The sequence below is a fragment of the Flavobacterium sp. XS2P24 genome, from assembly GCF_030010285.1.
GTDB classification, from domain to species: domain Bacteria; phylum Bacteroidota; class Bacteroidia; order Flavobacteriales; family Flavobacteriaceae; genus Flavobacterium; species Flavobacterium algoritolerans.
This window is the reverse complement of sequence record NZ_JASCRU010000013.1, coordinates 1-18,125: the sequence shown is the minus strand read 5'-3', so window position 1 is coordinate 18,125 and position 18,125 is coordinate 1. Positions and strand designations below refer to the sequence as shown.

Annotated in this window: 16 protein-coding genes; 13 read left to right on the top strand and 3 right to left on the bottom strand. The window is 34.2% G+C overall.

Annotated features, from left to right (window positions below):
- Positions 1-146 precede the first annotated feature (146 nt).
- From QLS31_RS09985 to QLS31_RS09970, 4 genes are all read left to right on the top strand, one after another.
- Positions 147-779, top strand: coding sequence for a TetR family transcriptional regulator (locus QLS31_RS09985; RefSeq protein WP_282743782.1), 633 nt, complete (start codon positions 147-149; stop codon positions 777-779).
- The gene (locus tag QLS31_RS09980; RefSeq protein WP_282743728.1) at positions 769-2,100 is read left to right on the top strand and encodes a TolC family protein; all 1,332 of its coding nucleotides are present in this window, start codon (positions 769-771) and stop codon (positions 2,098-2,100) included. Before QLS31_RS09985 ends, QLS31_RS09980 begins: the two co-directional genes overlap by 11 nt.
- 11 nt (positions 2,101-2,111) lie before the next feature.
- Positions 2,112-3,191 carry an HlyD family secretion protein gene (locus tag QLS31_RS09975; RefSeq protein WP_282743727.1) on the top strand — a complete coding sequence of 360 codons (1,080 nt, stop codon included), beginning with the start codon at positions 2,112-2,114 and terminating at the stop codon, positions 3,189-3,191.
- 79 nt (positions 3,192-3,270) lie between these two features.
- Positions 3,271-4,854 carry a DHA2 family efflux MFS transporter permease subunit gene (locus tag QLS31_RS09970; RefSeq protein WP_282743726.1) on the top strand — a complete coding sequence of 528 codons (1,584 nt, stop codon included), beginning with the start codon at positions 3,271-3,273 and terminating at the stop codon, positions 4,852-4,854.
- Positions 4,855-4,921: 67 nt separating this feature from the next.
- On the opposite strand, the gene yaaA is transcribed toward QLS31_RS09970, so the two are convergent.
- A complete protein-coding gene (yaaA, locus tag QLS31_RS09965; RefSeq protein ID WP_282743725.1) occupies positions 4,922-5,680 on the bottom strand; it encodes a peroxide stress protein YaaA in 759 nt (252 codons plus the stop codon).
- A gap of 171 nt (positions 5,681-5,851) precedes the next feature.
- On the opposite strand from yaaA, the gene QLS31_RS09960 reads away from it, so the two are divergent.
- The 4 genes from QLS31_RS09960 (at position 5,852) to QLS31_RS09945 (ending at position 8,897) form a co-directional block, all read left to right on the top strand.
- A complete protein-coding gene (locus QLS31_RS09960) occupies positions 5,852-6,373 on the top strand; it encodes a GNAT family N-acetyltransferase (protein WP_282743724.1) in 522 nt (173 codons plus the stop codon).
- Between the two features lie 2 nt (positions 6,374-6,375).
- Positions 6,376-7,653, top strand: coding sequence for an MFS transporter (locus tag QLS31_RS09955; RefSeq protein ID WP_282743723.1), 1,278 nt, complete (start codon positions 6,376-6,378; stop codon positions 7,651-7,653).
- Positions 7,654-7,679: 26 nt separating this feature from the next.
- Complete coding sequence (locus QLS31_RS09950) at positions 7,680-8,453, top strand: sulfite exporter TauE/SafE family protein (RefSeq protein WP_282743722.1); 774 nt, start codon at positions 7,680-7,682, stop codon at positions 8,451-8,453.
- 63 nt (positions 8,454-8,516) lie between these two features.
- Positions 8,517-8,897: a DUF1801 domain-containing protein gene (locus QLS31_RS09945; protein ID WP_282743721.1), complete on the top strand. Its 381-nt coding sequence runs from the start codon at positions 8,517-8,519 to the stop codon at positions 8,895-8,897.
- Positions 8,898-8,921: 24 nt separating this feature from the next.
- Here the strand turns inward: QLS31_RS09945 and QLS31_RS09940 are convergent, their stop codons facing one another.
- The gene (locus QLS31_RS09940; RefSeq protein ID WP_282743720.1) at positions 8,922-10,454 is read right to left on the bottom strand and encodes a SulP family inorganic anion transporter; all 1,533 of its coding nucleotides are present in this window, start codon (positions 10,452-10,454) and stop codon (positions 8,922-8,924) included.
- Positions 10,455-10,848: 394 nt separating this feature from the next.
- On the opposite strand from QLS31_RS09940, the gene QLS31_RS09935 reads away from it, so the two are divergent.
- Positions 10,849-12,267 (top strand): adenosine deaminase, encoded by a 1,419-nt coding sequence (locus tag QLS31_RS09935; RefSeq protein WP_282743719.1) that lies wholly within the window; start codon positions 10,849-10,851, stop codon positions 12,265-12,267.
- A 197-nt stretch (positions 12,268-12,464) separates the two neighbouring features.
- Positions 12,465-13,253, top strand: coding sequence for a hypothetical protein (locus QLS31_RS09930; protein WP_282743718.1), 789 nt, complete (start codon positions 12,465-12,467; stop codon positions 13,251-13,253).
- Between the two features lie 89 nt (positions 13,254-13,342).
- Here QLS31_RS09930 and QLS31_RS09925 read toward each other — a convergent pair whose 3' ends face one another.
- Positions 13,343-15,811 (bottom strand): zinc-dependent metalloprotease, encoded by a 2,469-nt coding sequence (locus tag QLS31_RS09925; RefSeq protein WP_282743717.1) that lies wholly within the window; start codon positions 15,809-15,811, stop codon positions 13,343-13,345.
- Positions 15,812-16,146: 335 nt separating this feature from the next.
- Here QLS31_RS09925 and QLS31_RS09920 point away from each other — a divergent pair, with 335 nt between their 5' ends.
- The 3 genes from QLS31_RS09920 to QLS31_RS09910 all read left to right on the top strand — a co-directional run bounded on the left by QLS31_RS09920 (position 16,147) and on the right by QLS31_RS09910 (position 17,958).
- Positions 16,147-17,175, top strand: coding sequence for an HNH endonuclease (locus tag QLS31_RS09920; RefSeq protein ID WP_282743715.1), 1,029 nt, complete (start codon positions 16,147-16,149; stop codon positions 17,173-17,175).
- 110 nt (positions 17,176-17,285) lie between these two features.
- The gene (locus QLS31_RS09915) at positions 17,286-17,627 is read left to right on the top strand and encodes a type II toxin-antitoxin system RelE/ParE family toxin (protein WP_282743714.1); all 342 of its coding nucleotides are present in this window, start codon (positions 17,286-17,288) and stop codon (positions 17,625-17,627) included.
- A gap of 4 nt (positions 17,628-17,631) precedes the next feature.
- Positions 17,632-17,958, top strand: coding sequence for a helix-turn-helix transcriptional regulator (locus tag QLS31_RS09910; protein ID WP_282715911.1), 327 nt, complete (start codon positions 17,632-17,634; stop codon positions 17,956-17,958).
- Positions 17,959-18,125: the final 167 nt, after the last annotated feature.

The window sequence follows — 18,125 nt, the reverse complement described above, 5'->3', positions numbered from 1 at the left end:
AATAGATATTCACAATTTCGGAAGAAGATTAGTGTTGTTATAAACTTTATTCTGGCTCTATTTAAAATGTTAAAACAATGTTAAATAAAAACTAAACAGTTGTTTAAATTAAACACTTGTTTAGTTTTGTTTTTTGAAAAAATTAGATTCCATTGAAAAGTAATTTTAACGATAAACAAATTCAAATTCTCGAAGTTGCAGAAACGCTTTTTGCAGAGAAAGGATTTGACGGTACTTCCATTCGAAACATAGCAAAAGTGGCAAAAATCAACATTGCCATGGTTTCGTATTACTTTGGTTCCAAAGAGCGATTATTGGAATCGCTTATTGTTTACAGAACTTCGGATCTTAAAAATCAATTAGAAAACTTATTACAGGAAGATCTGGAACCTATTGACAAAATCAATAAGCTGATTGAACTGTACATCAATAGAATCAATAGCAACCGAGGTATTTATAGAATTCTACACTTTGAATTTACCTCCAAAAAGAGAGAACAAAATCTCCAGGCTTTTTCTGAATTAAAAAAAGGAAATTTAAAATCCCTTGAAAGCATTATCGAGGAAGGCCAGAAAAAAGGCATTTTCAGAAAAGACGTTATTATTCCGCTTATCGCACCCACCATTCTGGGTACTTTCTTTCATTTTCACATGAATAAACCTTTCTTCGAAAATTTATTAAACTTGAAAACCGAAGATTTATACAACAATTACATCAAAACCAATTTGACAAAGCACATTCAACAAACTATAAAAGCACTTCTGATATATGAAAGTTAGTCAACTCATGCTCTTTGGGATTTTCTTTATTGGAATTTCATCCGTAGCAGCACAAGAAAAAACAAGTTTAACATTGAACGAAGCCATTAATTTGGCTTGGACCAAGAGCAATGAAGTTACTCTGGCCAATACAAAAGTGAAAACTAAAAAGTACGAGCTGCAATCCACAAAAAACAATCAATATCCTGATTTGAAACTATCGGGTCAATACCAAAGATTGGCAAATGCATCGGTAGATTTTAAAATCAACCAAAATAATTCCGGTTCACAAGAACCGCTTCCTATAGTAAATCAATTGATTATTGGACAGTTGAACGCCAGTGTTCCTGTATTTTCTGGTTTTAAAATCCAAAACAGTATCAAGGTTTATGAGAATCTTTATGAAGCTGAAATGGCAACAGCATCACAAACCAAAGAAGAAATCGCTTTGCGCGTAATTGATTATTATGCTGGTTTGTACAAAGCGCAAAAAACAATTGAATTGCTGAAAGAAAATCAAAAAAGTGCACAACAACGTGTAACCGATTTTATTGAGCTCGAAAAAAATGGAATTATTCCTAAAAACGACCTTCTAAAATCTCAATTACAAGCCTCTAAAATTCAATTGTCATTAGACGAGACGAATAATAATTTGAAAATTATCAACTTTTATTTGGTTACGCTTTTAAAATTAAATCCAGATACCAAACTAGAGATTCGTGAAAGTGATTTTGCCGATTTCCAAATGACGAATGTCCCAACAAATGAGTTGCCGGCATTAGAAAATCGTAAAGATTTAGAAGCAATTCGTTTCCAAGGAAAAGCAAGTGAAGCCAATATCAAAATAGCTAAAGGTTCCTATTATCCTGCAATTGCAATCATTGGCGGTTATACTACATTAGACTTGAGCAATGTTATCACCGTACAAAATGCGATGAATATTGGTGTGGGTATTTCCTATGATTTGAGTGCCATTCTTAAAAACGGAACGCTGGTAAAACTGGCTGAAAATAAATTCCTTGAAGTACAAAACTCCGAAGCTATATTAACGGATTATATTAAAGTTCAGGTTCAAAAAGCAATTGAAGATTATGATTTAGCTTTGAAACAAAATGTAGTTTACGGACAAGCAGTAGAACAATCTTCGGAAAATTACCGAATCATAAAAGACAAATATGACAACGGACTTTCGGATACGAATGATTTACTGGAAGCTGATGTGGAGCAACTAAGTTCAAAAATCAATAAAGCATTGGCGCAAGCAAATACCATTCAAAAATACTACGAGTTACTGTCGGTAACTGGACAATTATTTCAAACCTTTACTATTTCAAAAAACTAATCATACCTACCATGGAAAAGAAAAAAACAAATACAAAATTTATTATTATCCTAGTGGCTTTGGTAGTTTTAGGTGGAACTTACGGAACTTATAAATACATGCATTCCCTGGCTCACGAAGAAACAGACGATGCGCAAATTGAAAAAAACATGAATCCTATTATTCCAAGAGTTTCAGGATATGTGGATAAAGTGTACATCAAAGACAATGATTTTGTAAAGAAAGGCGATACGCTTTTTACTATCGATAAAAGAGATTACCTACTGAAAATTGAAGAAGCTAATGCTGCAATGGTTGGCGCTGAAGGTAGTTTTGAAGTTTCTAAAGCGGATATTGGAAGTGCTTTGGCTAACATTTCAGTTTCTGATGCTAATGTGCAATCTGCGGGTGGAAATATCGAATCGGCAAAAATCAGATTGGATCGTATTACGAGTGATTACAACAGATATAACAATTTGTACAAAAGTCATTCGATTACAAAACAACAATACGAGCAAGCTCTGGCTGCAAAATTGGAAGCAGAAAGCCAAGTGCGCGTTTTACAACAACAACAAAGAGCGAGTGCTTTTCAAAAATCGGTTATTGTAGCTAAATCTAAAGTTTCAGACAAACAAACGGAAGTGGCTGCTGCCAATATCAAAAGAGCTAAAGCGTTGCTTGATGCGGCAAAATTAAATTTGACTTACACCGCTGTAACTGCTGCGATTGATGGTCAGGTTTCTAAAATTGACATTCAACCAGGACAATTAGTGCAACCGGGACAATCGTTATTTTATATTATCAATAACAAAGAAGCTTGGGTAATTGCTAATTTCAAAGAAACTCAATTGAACAAAATGGTAATCGGTCAAAAAGTTACGGTAAAAGTGGATGCGTATCCCGGTTACGATTTCCAAGGTTCCATCACTTCATTCTCACCTGCTACAGGCTCTCGCTTTTCATTGCTTCCTCCTGATAATGCTACAGGAAACTTTGTGAAAACAATTCAAAGATTGCCCGTTAAAATAAGTTTGAACACCTCTAATGATCCTGAGAAAATAAAATTACTTCGCCCGGGAATGAATGTGGATGTAGATGTACATTTAAAATAAATTCACCCTTTTGGTGATTTCCAAAATGGCAAAAACGGCAATACTTTTAAGAAAATGATAGTTTACACTTTAGTATAAAATGGTACAAACAGGAGAAGATGATTTAGTAGAATATGGCTTTAGAAGAGTCATAATTACCATTACAGCCGTTCTTTGTGCTATGCTTGAAATTGTAGATACTACAATTGTAAATGTAGCTTTAAACAATATGCGAGGCAGCCTTGGTGCATCACTTACTGATGTGGCTTGGGTAATCACAGCTTATGCTATTGCAAATGTGATTGTGATTCCTATGACGAGCTGGATGTCACAACAATTTGGGCGTCGGAATTATTTTGCGGTTTCCATCATTATTTTCACAGTCGCTTCCTTTTTATGCGGTAATGCCAATAATATTTGGGAATTAGTTGCTTTTAGATTCATTCAAGGATTAGGCGGTGGCGCTTTATTAGTAACTGCGCAAACCATAATTACCGAAAGTTATCCTGTTGCCAAAAGAGGAATGGCGCAAGCTATTTACGGAATGGGGGTTATTGTAGGGCCTACTCTTGGACCGCCTTTGGGAGGTTATATTGTAGATCATTTTTCATGGCCGTATATCTTTTACATCAACATTCCTATCGGAATTATTGCTACTTTATTGACTTTATCTTTTGTAAAAAGTCCTAATTATGGTGACAAACTAAAAGCCAGTCAGGTCGATTGGTGGGGAATTTTTCTCTTAACGGCTTTTATTGGGTCGTTACAATATGTTTTGGAACACGGTCAGCAAGACGATTGGTTCAATAATAGTACGATTGTATTGTTATCTGTTATTTCTATTTTTGGTTTACTGCTCTTTATTTGGAGAGAACTTACTTATAAACATCCCATTGTCAACTTAAGGGTTTTAAAAGATACCAACTTGAGAATAGGAACGATTATGTGTTTTATTCTAGGTTTCGGATTGTATGGTTCTACCTTTATCATTCCTATTTACACACAATCAGTTTTAGGTTGGAGTGCTTTGGATGCCGGTTTATTGCTAATTCCAAGTTCTATTACGACCGGAATTATGATGCCATTCATTGGTAAAATGATTCAGCGTGGTGTACCGCAAGCGTATATGGTTGCTGCCGGATTTTTGTTGTTTTTCTTTTTTTCGTATTGGATGCAACAAGTCATCACACCAGATTCTGGAGAAGAGCATTTATATTGGCCGTTGATATTAAGAGGAATTGGATTGGGATTGTTATTTGTTCCTATTTCTACACTTTCATTATCTACTTTAAAAGGAAAAAGTATTGGTGAAGGAGCTGCTTTTACGGGAATGATGCGACAATTGGGAGGTTCTTTTGGTATTGCCATTATCACCACTTTTATTGCCCGATTCAATCAAGAACACCGAGTAAATCTTATTTCGCATCTTAATGTGACTTCTTATGAAGTACAAAAAACGGTGCAACAACTGAAAATGGGATTCATGTCCAAAGGCTATTCTGAGAATGAAGCTTTGGCAAAAGCCTACAAAGCCATTGAATACAAAGTAATGGTACAAAGTTCCGTACTCTCTTACATGGACATCTTTTTATACTTAGGCGCGTTATTTTTATTTTGTATTCCTTTTATACTTTTGATAAAAAAAGGGAAAAACAAAATCAATCCTGCCGATGCAATGCATTAAAATCCAAACATAAAAAAACGCCGTTATCATCATGAAAACGGCGTTTTTTATATTTGTTTAAAATATATTAGCGGGTAAAAACCAAATGATTTCCTTCCGATAAATTAGCGTCAAATTGATATCCATCGTAATTGAAACCTTTTAAATCTTCTATCGTTTGAGCGTTGGTATCAATAATATAACGCACCATCATTCCCCTCGCCTTCTTAGCAAAAAAACTGATTATTTTAAGTTTTCCATTTTTGTAATCTTTGAATTCCGGCGTTATTACTGGAACTTTCAACGCTTTAGTATCAATTGCCGAAAAATATTCATTACTTGCTAAATTAACAAACAACTCGCCTTTTTCAAGCTCTTTATTCAAAGCTTTAGTAACGGTTGGCTTCCAAAATTCATATAGGTTTTTGCTTTCGCCAATGGGTAATTTGGTTCCCATTTCCAGTCGATACGCCTGAATCAAGTCCAATGGTTTTAGCAAGCCGTACAAACCGGATAATATTCTCAAACGATCTTGTAAAACTTCTATCTTTTTTTCAGAAATCGAATAGGCATCTAATCCAATGTACACATCACCATCAAAAGTATACACTGCCGGACGTGCATTTGAAGTTGTAAAAGGTGTTTTCCAATCTTGATTTCGCTTCCAGTTCAAATCAGCCAGTTTATCTGAAATACTCATTAAATCTGATAAATCAGTGGGCTTTTTTTCTTTTAAAACTTTGTGAACTTGTCGTGATTCTTTTAAAAATAAAGGTTCGGTGTGCAATTGAGTGGGTAACTCTTTTTCAAAATTTAAAGACTTGGCTGGCGATATTACAATTTTCATACACAATACTCTTTCGAGTTCTTTTTATTAATTCTCCCAAAAGTACTAATTGAAATCAAGAAATCAAGAATCTTTAAATTGATTTGTTTAATAGTGCCATAGATAATGAAAATTGTTCCCTAATTTAATTATTTTTGAGTTGTAAATAAACCAAACAACCTTTCTTTAGCTATGAACCCAATTGAAATTAAAAAAGCAACACTATCCGATTTGGAAACAATCCAAAAGATAAGTATCCAAACTTTTATAGAGACTTTTGCTGCTGTAAATACACCCGAAAATATTGCCAATTATATAAAAGACAGCTTAAATACGGAACAATTAACGGCTGAATTGAACAATGCAAATTCTCAGTTTTATGTAGCGTATTCGAATACAGAAGCTGTTGGATATTTAAAAATAAACTTTGGTGATGCCCAAACCGAAACCATCAACGAAAATGCTTTAGAAGTACAACGGATTTATGTTTTGCAAACTTTTCATGGAAAAAACATTGGTCAGCTGTTGCTTGACGAAGTAAAAAAGATTGCACAACACACTGGTGTTGAATATATTTGGCTTGGTGTCTGGGAAGAAAATCACAGAGCACTTCGATTTTATGCTAAAAATGGATTTGTTGTATTTGACAAACACGTTTTTACGTTAGGAAATGACGAACAAACCGACTTATTGATGCAACTTTTAATCAAATAATAATGAGTACTACTTTATCCCCTGAAACTGAAAAGCCAGTCCGAATCCTGAATGCTGCAGTAATCGTGGCCGCACTGGGTTATTTTGTTGATATCTATGACTTATTGCTTTTTGGAATCGTTCGTACCGACAGTCTAAAAGATTTAGGGTTAACCGGTGATGCCATCAGGAATCAGGGAGAATTTTTGATTAGTATGCAAATGTTCGGGATGCTTTTTGGCGGTATTCTTTGGGGAATTTTAGGTGATAAAAAAGGACGAATTTCTGTTTTATTTGGTTCTATCTTAATTTATTCGGTGGCCAATATTGCTAACGGAATGGTGACCACCGTTGATGGATATGCGTTCTGGAGATTGATAGCGGGAATTGGTCTTGCAGGGGAATTAGGCGCAGGAATTACTTTGGTAACAGAATCTTTGCCCAAAGAAAAACGAGGTTACGGAACGATGATTGTAGCATCTGTAGGTGTTTCGGGTGCGGTGGTAGCTTATTTAGTCTATCAGATTTTTCAAGATTGGCGTTTGTGTTATTATGCTGGTGGTGTTTTAGGACTTCTTTTATTGTTTTTACGAATCAGTATTTCTGAATCGGGCATGTTCAAAAAAGTACAGGAAAGCAATGAGAAAAAAGGCGACTTCCTTTCATTATTTACCGATAAAAAACGTTTTTCAAAATACATCCAATGTATTCTTATCGGAATTCCGTTGTGGTTTTTAGTTGGCGTATTGATTACTTTCTCCCCAGAATTTGCCAAAGCATTAGGCGTTCAAGGCTTCGAAACGATTGCCGCAGGAAAAGCAATCGCTTGGTGTTACGGAGGATTGGTTTTTGGAGATATTGCCAGCGGATTATTAAGTCAGTGGCTGAAAAGTCGAAAAAAAGTGATGTACTTATTTCTGACTTTTAATCTGATTATGGTTTTTATGTTCCTTAATGCTTTTGGAATTTCAGCATCCACTTTTTATCTCCTTTGTTTTATTATGGGCTTCTCCGTAGGATATTGGGTCTTGTTCGTCACTATTGCAGCAGAGCAGTTTGGAACAAATATTCGTGCAACAGTAACTACAACGGTTCCTAATTTTGTTCGGGGTTCGTTGCCTCTGATTATTATCATTTATGGCTTTTTCAGAGACACTGTTTTTGAAGGCGACATCTTAAAATCGGCAATGATTGTTGGAACATTATTATCGGTAATTTCAATTTTGGCACTTTGGAAATTAAAAGAAACCTTCCATACGGATTTAAATTATTCCGAAAACGAAACGCAACCTTTCGTATAGCTTTCTTATTTTAAATCTAAAATAAAATGGAATATATCATCATTTGTCTTGCTGCATTAATAGGTTCCGGTTTGACATTATTTTCCGGATTTGGACTTGGAACACTGCTTGTTCCAGTCTTTGGACTATTTTTCCCAATCGAAATGGCTATTTTACTTACTGCAATAGTTCATTTTCTAAACAATCTATTTAAATTGTTTTTATTGGGGAAAAGCGCTAATCTAAATGTTGTTTTACGCTTTGGGATTCCTGCAATTATTTTTGCATTTCTTGGCGCTTATGTACTTTCCTTATTGACAGATATGCAACCGCTAACGGATTATCAAATAGGAAATCACACTTTTGAAATTATGCCAATAAAACTAATTATTGGAATTGTGCTGCTGTTTTTCTCTTTATTTGAAGTCGTTCCTAGTTTAACCAACTTACAGTTTGACAAGAAATACCTTCCTATAGGAGGAATTTTGAGTGGTTTTTTTGGTGGACTTTCCGGGAATCAAGGTGCTTTGAGAGCTGCTTTTTTAATAAGAGCCAATTTATCCAAACAATCCTTCATTGCAACCGGCGTAGTAATCGCTTGTTTAGTGGACATTTCCAGACTAACCGTTTATTCCAAACAAATACTGAACAATCAAAGTCAATTTGATTACACTTTACTGATTCTAGCAACACTTTCGGCATTTATTGGAGCATATTTTGGCAATAAATTACTAAAAAAAGTTACCCAAACAACCATTCAGAATATAGTGACTTTCATGCTTATCCTATTTGCCGTTTTGTTGATTATGGGAATTATCTAATCCTAAAAAATGATTTTTGCCAATCAATCCGTTCACTAATTTAAGAATGAAAATAAAATAACTATGACTAATTTCACTGACAATAATAAAGGTAATGCTGTTGACGACTATTTAATTAACCTACCGGAAGAACAAAGAGTTACTTTAGAAAACTTACGGAAAATCATTAAAAAAGTAGCGCCAGAAGCGGAAGAATTCATTAGTTATAAAATGCCTGCTTATAAATTTCATGGCATGTTATGTAGCTTTGCGGCATTCAAAAATCATTGTAGTTTTTATCCTTGGAATGCAACCACTGTTGAACAATTTAAAGACGAATTAAAAGATTTCAGTTTAGCCAGCGGTACCATCCGTTTTACTCCTGAAAAACCAATTCCTGAAGCACTTTTAAAAAAAATCATTCAAGCGAGAATGAATGATAATTTAAACAAGCCTAAAAAATAAAGAAATAACAACAAATCCTAAAGACTAATCGGCTGCAATTTTATAAGTAGGATCTTCCAGAATATTTACGTCTATCACGGTATCAGCATTTTTTAATAACGTTCTGCAATCAGCACTTAAATGTCGTAAATGAACTGTTTTATTGAGCTTTGCATACCGTTCCGTAATTTTATTCACGGCATCAATCGCACTCATATCGGTAATTTTACTTTCTTTAAAATCAATAATAACTTCATTTGGGTCATTTGCAACATCAAATTTTTCTAAAAAAGCAGTTGTCGATCCAAAAAATAAAGGACCATATATTTCATAATGCTTCACTCCTTTTTCATCCATATATTTCTTGGCCCGAATTATTTTGGCACTTTCCCAAGCAAAAACCAAAGCAGAAATAATTACTCCAATTAAAACGGCTAAAGCCAAATTATGCAAGACAATAGTTATCAATGCCACCAATACTCCAACAAAAATATCGTGCTTTGGCATTTTATTGATGATTATAAAACTCGCCCATTCAAATGTTCCAATTGCCACCATGATCATCACGCCAACCAAAGCCGCCATAGGTAATTGCTCAATTATTGGAGCACCAAATAAAATAATTCCAAGTATCGTCAACGCAGCGACAATTCCGGACAATCGCGCTCTGGAACCAGCCGAAAGATTCACTAAAGTTTGAGCAATCATAGGACATCCTCCCATCCCGAAGAAAAAACCATTCAAAATATTTGCACTTCCTTGCGCAATGCATTCTCGATTTCCGTTTCCTTTTGTTTCCGTGATTTCGTCCACAAGATTCAACGTTAATAAGCCTTCCGTTAATCCAACGGAAGCCATGATTAAAGCGTACGGAAATATAATTTGCAGCGTTTCAAAATTTATTGGAATATTCGGAATATGAAATGGCGGAAAACCACCACTTACTGAAGCAATATCACGTACGGTTTTGGTCTCGATTCCAAAGAAAAAAACCAAGGCAAAAACTACAATAATAGCTACTAATGATGCCGGAACTGCTTTGGTAACTTTTGGAAAAAAGAATACAATCCCTATTGTCAACGCAACTAAACCCAGCATAATCAACATGGGACTTCCAGAAAGCCACTCGCTTTTTCCGTTGACAATGGTTTTGAATTGTTCCAATTGTGACATAAAAATAACAACCGCTAATCCATTCACAAATCCAAACATTACGGGCTGCGGCACTAAACGGATTAATTTTCCGAGTTTAAAAACGCCCACTAAAATTTGTAAAATCCCCGCTAAAGCAACTGCTGCAAAAACATATTCTAGCCCATTTGACTTCATTAAAGCAATCAAAACAATCACGGTTGCTCCTGCTCCTCCTGAAACCATTCCGGGTCTGCCTCCCAATATTGCGGTAACCAACCCCATTATAAAAGCGGCATACAAACCTACTAATGGCGGGAATCCAGCCAATATCGCAAAAGAAAGCGACTCTGGAATCATAGTCATAGCGACTGTTAATCCTGCTAAGATTTCTGTTTTATAATCAACAACTTGCTTAAAATCAAATAATTTAAAATATTTTTTCATGCTTTAGATAACTGGATATGTCAATAGTGGTATTGGAATTTCTAAAATAAAAATCCCGATAGAAGTCAATAAAAATAATACAAAACTGTATTAATAAATTGGTGCAATAGGATTAAATCCAAGTAGTATGACTGAGAAAAAAAATCAAACTCCTTTTTCAGAGAGTGGCAAAAATAAAACTTTTTATTCGATGTGTAAAATAGAAATCGGAATTGCGTAAATTTGGCGAAAATTTACCTTTACTTGAAATGTTCCTTAAAATTTATGATTTTGTACCCTAAATAAGTAGTATAAATTATAATAAATTGATTTTGAAACTCATACATTGGTTAAAAAATACTCACTTACTAATTGAAAGATTTGGCAAACCATCCTTTCGATAAAAATTTAAAACATGAAATTAATATATACTTTCCTTTTTATAACGGTATTGAATAGTGCTTATTCTCAAGCACCAAATGACTATTTTGAAAAGATTAGAAACAACGAAGCGGAACTAACCGCTTTCTTTTCCCAAATGCCAAAAGGAGGCGATTTGCACCACCATTATTCCGGTTCGATTTATGCTGAACCCTTATTACAACGCGCTATTGCAGATGATTTTTATCTCAATACCGAAACGATGGATGTTCTAAAAGAAAGACCCTCAACCGGAAACTGGGAACAATTTTCGACATTAAAAAGCAACGGAACATTAGAGGCTTACAAACAAAAAATTATGCAAAAATGGTCTGTAAAAGACTATAATTATGTGGATTACCCATCGGATAAGTTGTTTTTTGAATCCTTTATGAAGTTTGAACCGGCCATCAAAGGGAATTTTGGACAAGGTTTATTGGAACTAAAAAACAGAGCTATTTCGGAAAATGTATGTTATATTGAAACGCAATTATCTACGATTCCAACCACAATGATTACCGATGATTTGACACAATTCAATTCCAGATTGCGAAAATTGGCTTTGGCAAAAGATGAAAAAGCCATTACTAAGTCGCTTGATTCGTTATACAATTCATTCCTGAAAAAAGATGCTGAGTCGTATGCCACAGCGTTTAACACCAATTTTGTAGCTAAGCTTCACAAAGACCTTAAAATTGATGATAAACAATTTACGATGCGGTATCAAAATTTTGTATTGCGATTCATGGAACCCGTAGATTTATTTAAAAATCTGGTAATCGCATTCATTTCAGCAGATGGAAGTCCGCTGATGGCGGGAGTTAACATTGTTTCTCCGGAAGATGGTGAAACCTCGATGAAAGATTATTGGTTGCACATGATGATGTTTAAATACTGTCATTCCCGTTATCCAAATGTGAAATACACGATGCATGCCGGCGAGCTGACTCTTGGATTGGTGCAACCGGAAGAGCTGACTTGGCACATTGGCGCAGCCGTTTATACCGCAGGAGCAAATCGTATTGGTCACGGAGTAGCTATGGCGTACGAGAAAGATTCCTATAATTTATTGCGCTACATGGCGAAGAAAAGCATTCCTATCGAAATCAACTTAGTGAGTAACGAGTTCATTTTGAAAGTGAAAGAAAGCCGTCATCCGCTGACCTTGTATAAAGAATTTGGTGTTCCTATCGTAATCAGCACAGATGATGCAGGGATTTTACGCACCAATATGACTGAGCAATATGTTTTGTTAGCCAAAAGATATAAAGACGTTTCGTATACGGATATCAAGCAATTTGTTTACAACAGTATTAATTACAGTTTTATAAAAGAGGCTTCAGTAAAAAAGCAATTGCTTAAAGATTTAGACATCCGATTTAAGGCTTTCGAAGCTAATTTTCCAATGAAATAAATCATTTACAATGAACTGATTGAAATTTTTTCTTTCAAAAAAATAAAGTCCCATATTGGGGCTTTTTTATGCTTTTGAATTATTTTTTTTCTTATATTTGACACTACCTACTTGATTTACAAACTATTAAATGCAAACTGTTTGTAAATGGCATTTCTTTATTTTAATTGTTTACTAACATGATAAATTATTGAAAAATGAGTAGATCTTTAATCTGGTATTTCCGAAGACATCCCTTATTGTACAAAATACGATTTAGTTTACTTTCCAAAAAAGTCACTTTTGATAGGATTGAAAGTTTTTGTTACAATAACTTAAACAAGACTACTGAAATTCCCGAAATTTATTTTGAACTAAATCCATTAATTTTCGCGAAGAATGAAACTGCAATAAGCGATCTTGATAAAGCAAAACAAATAGCCGTTTGGTTGAGAAACTATATAAAAGGAGGTCCCGGATTAGGTAAATCCTCAGATTCAACCTTAAGAAAAATGATAAATGGCGAAGGTGGCGTTTGCAGTGATTTTTCTCAAGTATATAATAACTTCTGTGTTATAAACGATTTAAAAGTAAAAGAATGGGGATTAAAAATAGCGTCAGACGACCCATGTATTAAAGGCGGACATGCTTTTAATGAAATCTATTCCAAGGAATTAAAAAAATGGATTTTAATTGATGTTTCTAAATCAATACTTTTTTATTCCACAAATAAAACCGTTCCGCTCTCCGTTTTTGATCTTATCCATTTAAAAAAGGAAAACCAAGAAATTTACTTTTCCAGTTTTAACGAAAAAAATATGATGGACAATAAAAGGATAACCAATTTATATCTTACATCTAATTCTTCTCCTTTTGTGATTACAAATTATCACAATAAAACCTATGATTCTTATCTAAATACACTAAAATTCATGCCAGTAGCTTTCATTCATGGCTTGCTGTTTCTTATTGGGAAAAGTTATTTTTTTGAGTTTCCTGTCCATTAATAAATATATCGCATCACTTATCTCAAGTTATAGCAATAAAAAAATCCGCTCAAAGCGGATTCTTCATTATAGTAGAATACTAAATAGTATTATTTTGGATTTAATATCATGTCGATTCTTTTAATCGCATCTTCATAATGGTATTTTGTTTCTGCATTTACAGCTTTGGTTTTAGCAACTGATAAAGTAGATTTTAAAGTTGTCAATTCACCTCTAACCAATCCTCTCACATCCGATTGCGCCACATTATAATAGTCAGAAGGACGACCTGATTTAATTTCTTCTTTCATCAGGTAACTCATTCTTTCTATATAAGCACGCTGTAAATTTCTTCTGTAAATAGTCACATTCGAACCTAAACCAGCTTCTTTCCAAATTCCTCTGCGCATATCACCCAATAAATCCAACGCTTTATAATTAGCAGTACCCATAATTTCGGCATCCATCAATCGGCCAATGCGCTCAAAACTCATTATACTATTCAAATGTCTGGCTTGCAAATTTCTAAAACGCTCAGTGTAACCAGAATAATCAATATTTTTCAATGTGCTCACATTTACCAACCATGTTGGAGATGCAAAAGCATTGGCCTGCAACCATTGCATTGCTTCTTGTTGCTTTGCTTTTGGTACAATATCATAAATACTTCCTTTTTGGTTTGGTTTTTTGGTAGCTTCATAAACACCTCCAACATTAGTCACCACATGCCCTACATACCTGCTCCATACATCCATCATCTCTTTGTACAACTCATCTAAATCCTCGTAATTGTTAGTCACATCACTCGTCCATTCTGGTAAATGTGCCGCTACATATTGCAAGTTTTTAAGTCCGTAAGTACCCGCTTTCATTGAATTATTTCCAATATCTTCCGTTTGTGAAGACGGGTCAAAACTACTGCTTTGTTTTCCGAATTTATAAATAGGATTTCCGGCTTTTTCCATAATCCATTTGTCTAATGTAGGCACTTCAACCTCTGGTGAAGTCGCATTTGGAATAACTCTGTATCCCCAATTAGTAGCATAATGATCGTAAGGTCCCATTTGGCGTATAAAACGAACGTTTTTATCTCCAGGTTGTGCGATGTAATTAAAACGGGCATAATCCATCAAACTGGCTGCGATTCCGTTTTTCTGTGTAAAATCACCATTTCTGTAATTTTCAGTGTCATAAGCGCAACTTGCACCCATATTATGAGGAAAACCAAGAGCATGACCTACTTCGTGAGCGATAACCATACGCATCATTTCACCCATTTCTTCATCACTTGTATTCAATGTTCTTGCTGTAGGATTTGCAGCTCCCGTTTCTAATAAATAGCGATTTCTGTACGAACGCAAATGGTTGTGGTACCAAATTACATCACTCTCGATAATTTCTCCCGTTCTTGGATCAGAAACGCTGGGTCCAACGGCATTACGAGTCGTGCTCGCCACATAACGAATTACGGAATAACGGATGTCTTCCGGGCTAAAATCAGGATCTTGTTCCTTCGTTGGTGCGTCTTTGGCAATAATCGCATTTTTAAAACCAGCTGTTTCAAAAGGCTTTTGCCAATCTTCAATTCCTTGTTTGATGTACTTGCGCAATTTTTCAGGCGTAGCAGGATCTAAATAATACACAATAGGTTTTATTGGTTCAACCAGTTCGCCTTTTGCGTAAGCGACAGGATCTTTAGGCTCCAATTTCCAACGACGGATAAAGGTTTTGCTGTCTGATTTCAATTCGTTGCTTCCATAGTCGATTTGATTCATCGTAAACCATCCCACACGTGGATCAGCTAATCGAGGTTGCATTGGTTTTTCAGGCAATAAAATCATCGACTGATTCATTTGGATGCTTATCGTTTCTGAATCTTCCTGAACAGGCGGTTTAGAAGCGTTATACGTGAAATCCTGAATCACTTCAATGTTCATCGGGAAACTTTTCATTGTATTGATAAAACTGCGGGAATCATCCATTCCTTTGACTTTGTAGGTTTCTCTCATTTCTGCCGATAAACCACTGATAGCTCTCACATCGGTGCCATAAAATTTAGTGACATCAATCACCGTATTTGCGGAATCTTTGCTGAAGGCTACGATATCAAAAGCAAATAAGGTAGGCTCATAATTATTGGATTTCACCGAAATGCTGATAGGCAAACTGTCATTGGCAACCGCACTGAACGATTTTAACTTGATAAGAATTTTATCCTGAAAACGCTGCCAAACAATCAATTGCTCATTGGTTTCGGAACCTGCGTTTACGTATCCGCCACCTAAATTAGAAGGCAATTTAGACAAACGACTCACCAAAAGCATGTCTTTATCCAAGTATTTATTAGGGATTTCGAAGAAATATTTTTTATCTACTTTGTGTACCGTAAACAATCCTTGGTCAGAAACGGCATCTTTAGTAATTACCTTGCTGTATTCTTTGATAGTGGTTTCCGGTTTCTTTTCGGGAGGAGGAACTACAGCGGCATTTTTATCTTTTTTCTTTTTGGACTGTGCAAATTGGGTGGTGGGAACAAGCATCGCTGCAGCGATTGCGGCTAAAATGAAAAGTTTCTTCATTTAGTGGTTTTTTAATGGTTAATCAATATCAAAAATAAATTTTAGTGCCAGTAAATTGAATAGTATTCATTGGTTTAACTTTTAATTAACAACCGTTCTATTTCTTGTTGTACATTTCATACTGAAATCAGTATCAATGTTTTTCCTGAAATGATTTTACAGATGAATTTAGTTTTAAGAAATAGCAATTTATATTTGTGAGAATAATTTGATTATATTTGAGAAATGAATACTGACGGTTATCAGATAAAGCTACCCCATTTTGGGTGTATATGTCGGACGCTGTCAGACCTATATACAAGTTGGGTGCAATGATAAACTACAATAGTAATTAAATGAACAATAGAGCAAAAAAGGAACTGTTATTTAACATTTACTCCGAAAATTTTAAATTTATTAAAGATAATTCAAGCTTAAAAAATAATTTTGATAAGGATTTTGGTTGCTACTGCCCTATTTGTTTAATTTATTTTGAAAAGGCTGATTTATTTGATAAAATAAACCCGATGACTATTGAGCATAATCCACCACAATCACTTGGAGGAAAAGGAAGTGTTTTGACATGCAAAAAATGTAATTCAGAAGCAGGGCATAAAATAGATAATGAGATTTTAACAGCATTATTAGAAATTGATGCTTTAAATTTCAAACCTAATGCAGAAATTAAAACACAATTTTTTAACGATTCCACCGAAGGTAAAGGTGTAAATGCAAATATTAAAATTGATAACGATGGAAAAATAATTATCAATATTGATAGTAAAAATAACAATCCGAAAACACAAAACAAATTTTTAAATAGTCAAGTTCATGAATATAAATCACCTTTTTTTAGTGATGATTTTATTAATACTGGATGGACTAATAAGTTAAGTTTTACTTTTAAAAAGCCAAAGAAAGCAAATGAAAGATTAGCAACAATCTCCTTGCTAAAAATAGCTTATTTGATGGCTTTTGAAAAACTTGGTCATTTATATTTATTTAATAAAAATGCTGAAATAGTTAGAGAACAAATAAAGTTTCCTGAAAAGGAAATCATTAAAAATCCATTTTGGATAAACTATAAATTTCCAGACAATGTTCTTGGGGTAAACATTATAACTAAACCAAGAGAATTAAGGTCTGTTTTAGTTGTGTATGATTTAAAAACTAAGTCTGACAATTATAGAATTGCTATATGTCTTCCAGGATTTAGCAAAGATGACGACAAAATTTATGAAAATATAAATGAGAAATTATGCAAAGGAGAAGGTTTTGAAAATGTAGATGTAAATAATTACATAAATTCTGAATATAAGATTAAGAATTTAGACGATACGTTTCTTTTAGTCCATTTTTGGGAATCATTCGTTGAAAAACAATAAATCACTGCACCTCGCTCTGCAAAGTGTTCCTGATCAACTTTCAAAAATCAAAAAGATAGAGAAAGTTTCTAAATTTAGAAACTTTATCTATCTTTGTAAAAATTATACGTTTGAAATATTTCGAAACAAGATTTTTAGAAGAAGCCGAGAAATTTATAGCAAAACTGGACCAAAAAACGATTTCTAAAATTTTCTATACCATTGACATTGCAGAACAAACCAATGACCCAAAATTATTCAAAAAATTACAGCATGATATTTGGGAGTTTAGAACAAGATTTGGCGGACTTCAAATTAGATTGTTGGCCTTTTGGGACAAAACAGATGATAAAAATACGCTAGTTTTTGCAACCCACGGATTTGTAAAAAAAGTAGACAAAGTTCCCACAAACGAAATAGAAAGAGCGAGTAAAATAAGAGCAAAATATTTTGAAAATAAACCAAAAAAGTAATGCCATGGCAACTACAGAAATGAAATCAACTTCACTTTCAGAAATGAAAGATAAATATATCGGAAACATTGGCACTGAAGAAAGAGAAAAATATGAATATGAACTTCGTATGGATATTTTAGGGCGCATGATTAAAAAAGCCCGACAAGAACGAAATTTAACTCAAGAACAATTGGGTGAACTTATTGGTGTAAAAAAAGCACAGATTTCTAAACTTGAAAGCAGTACAAATAGCGCAACTATTGACACAATATTGAAAGTTTTTAAAGCATTAAAAGCAGATATAAATTTTAATGTTACCATTGAAAAACAGAATTTGCAATTAACTTAGACGGTTTTACTAAGTCTCGCGTTTGAGGCTAGAAACAAAAAAAAGCCCCAATCTAGACTGCACCCAAAAGTTTAGACAAATTTATAATTAATTTTGATAATAATGAGCTCGATATTGTATCGGGCTCATTTTGTTTAAATTAGACTTGATTCTATCGTTATTGTAAT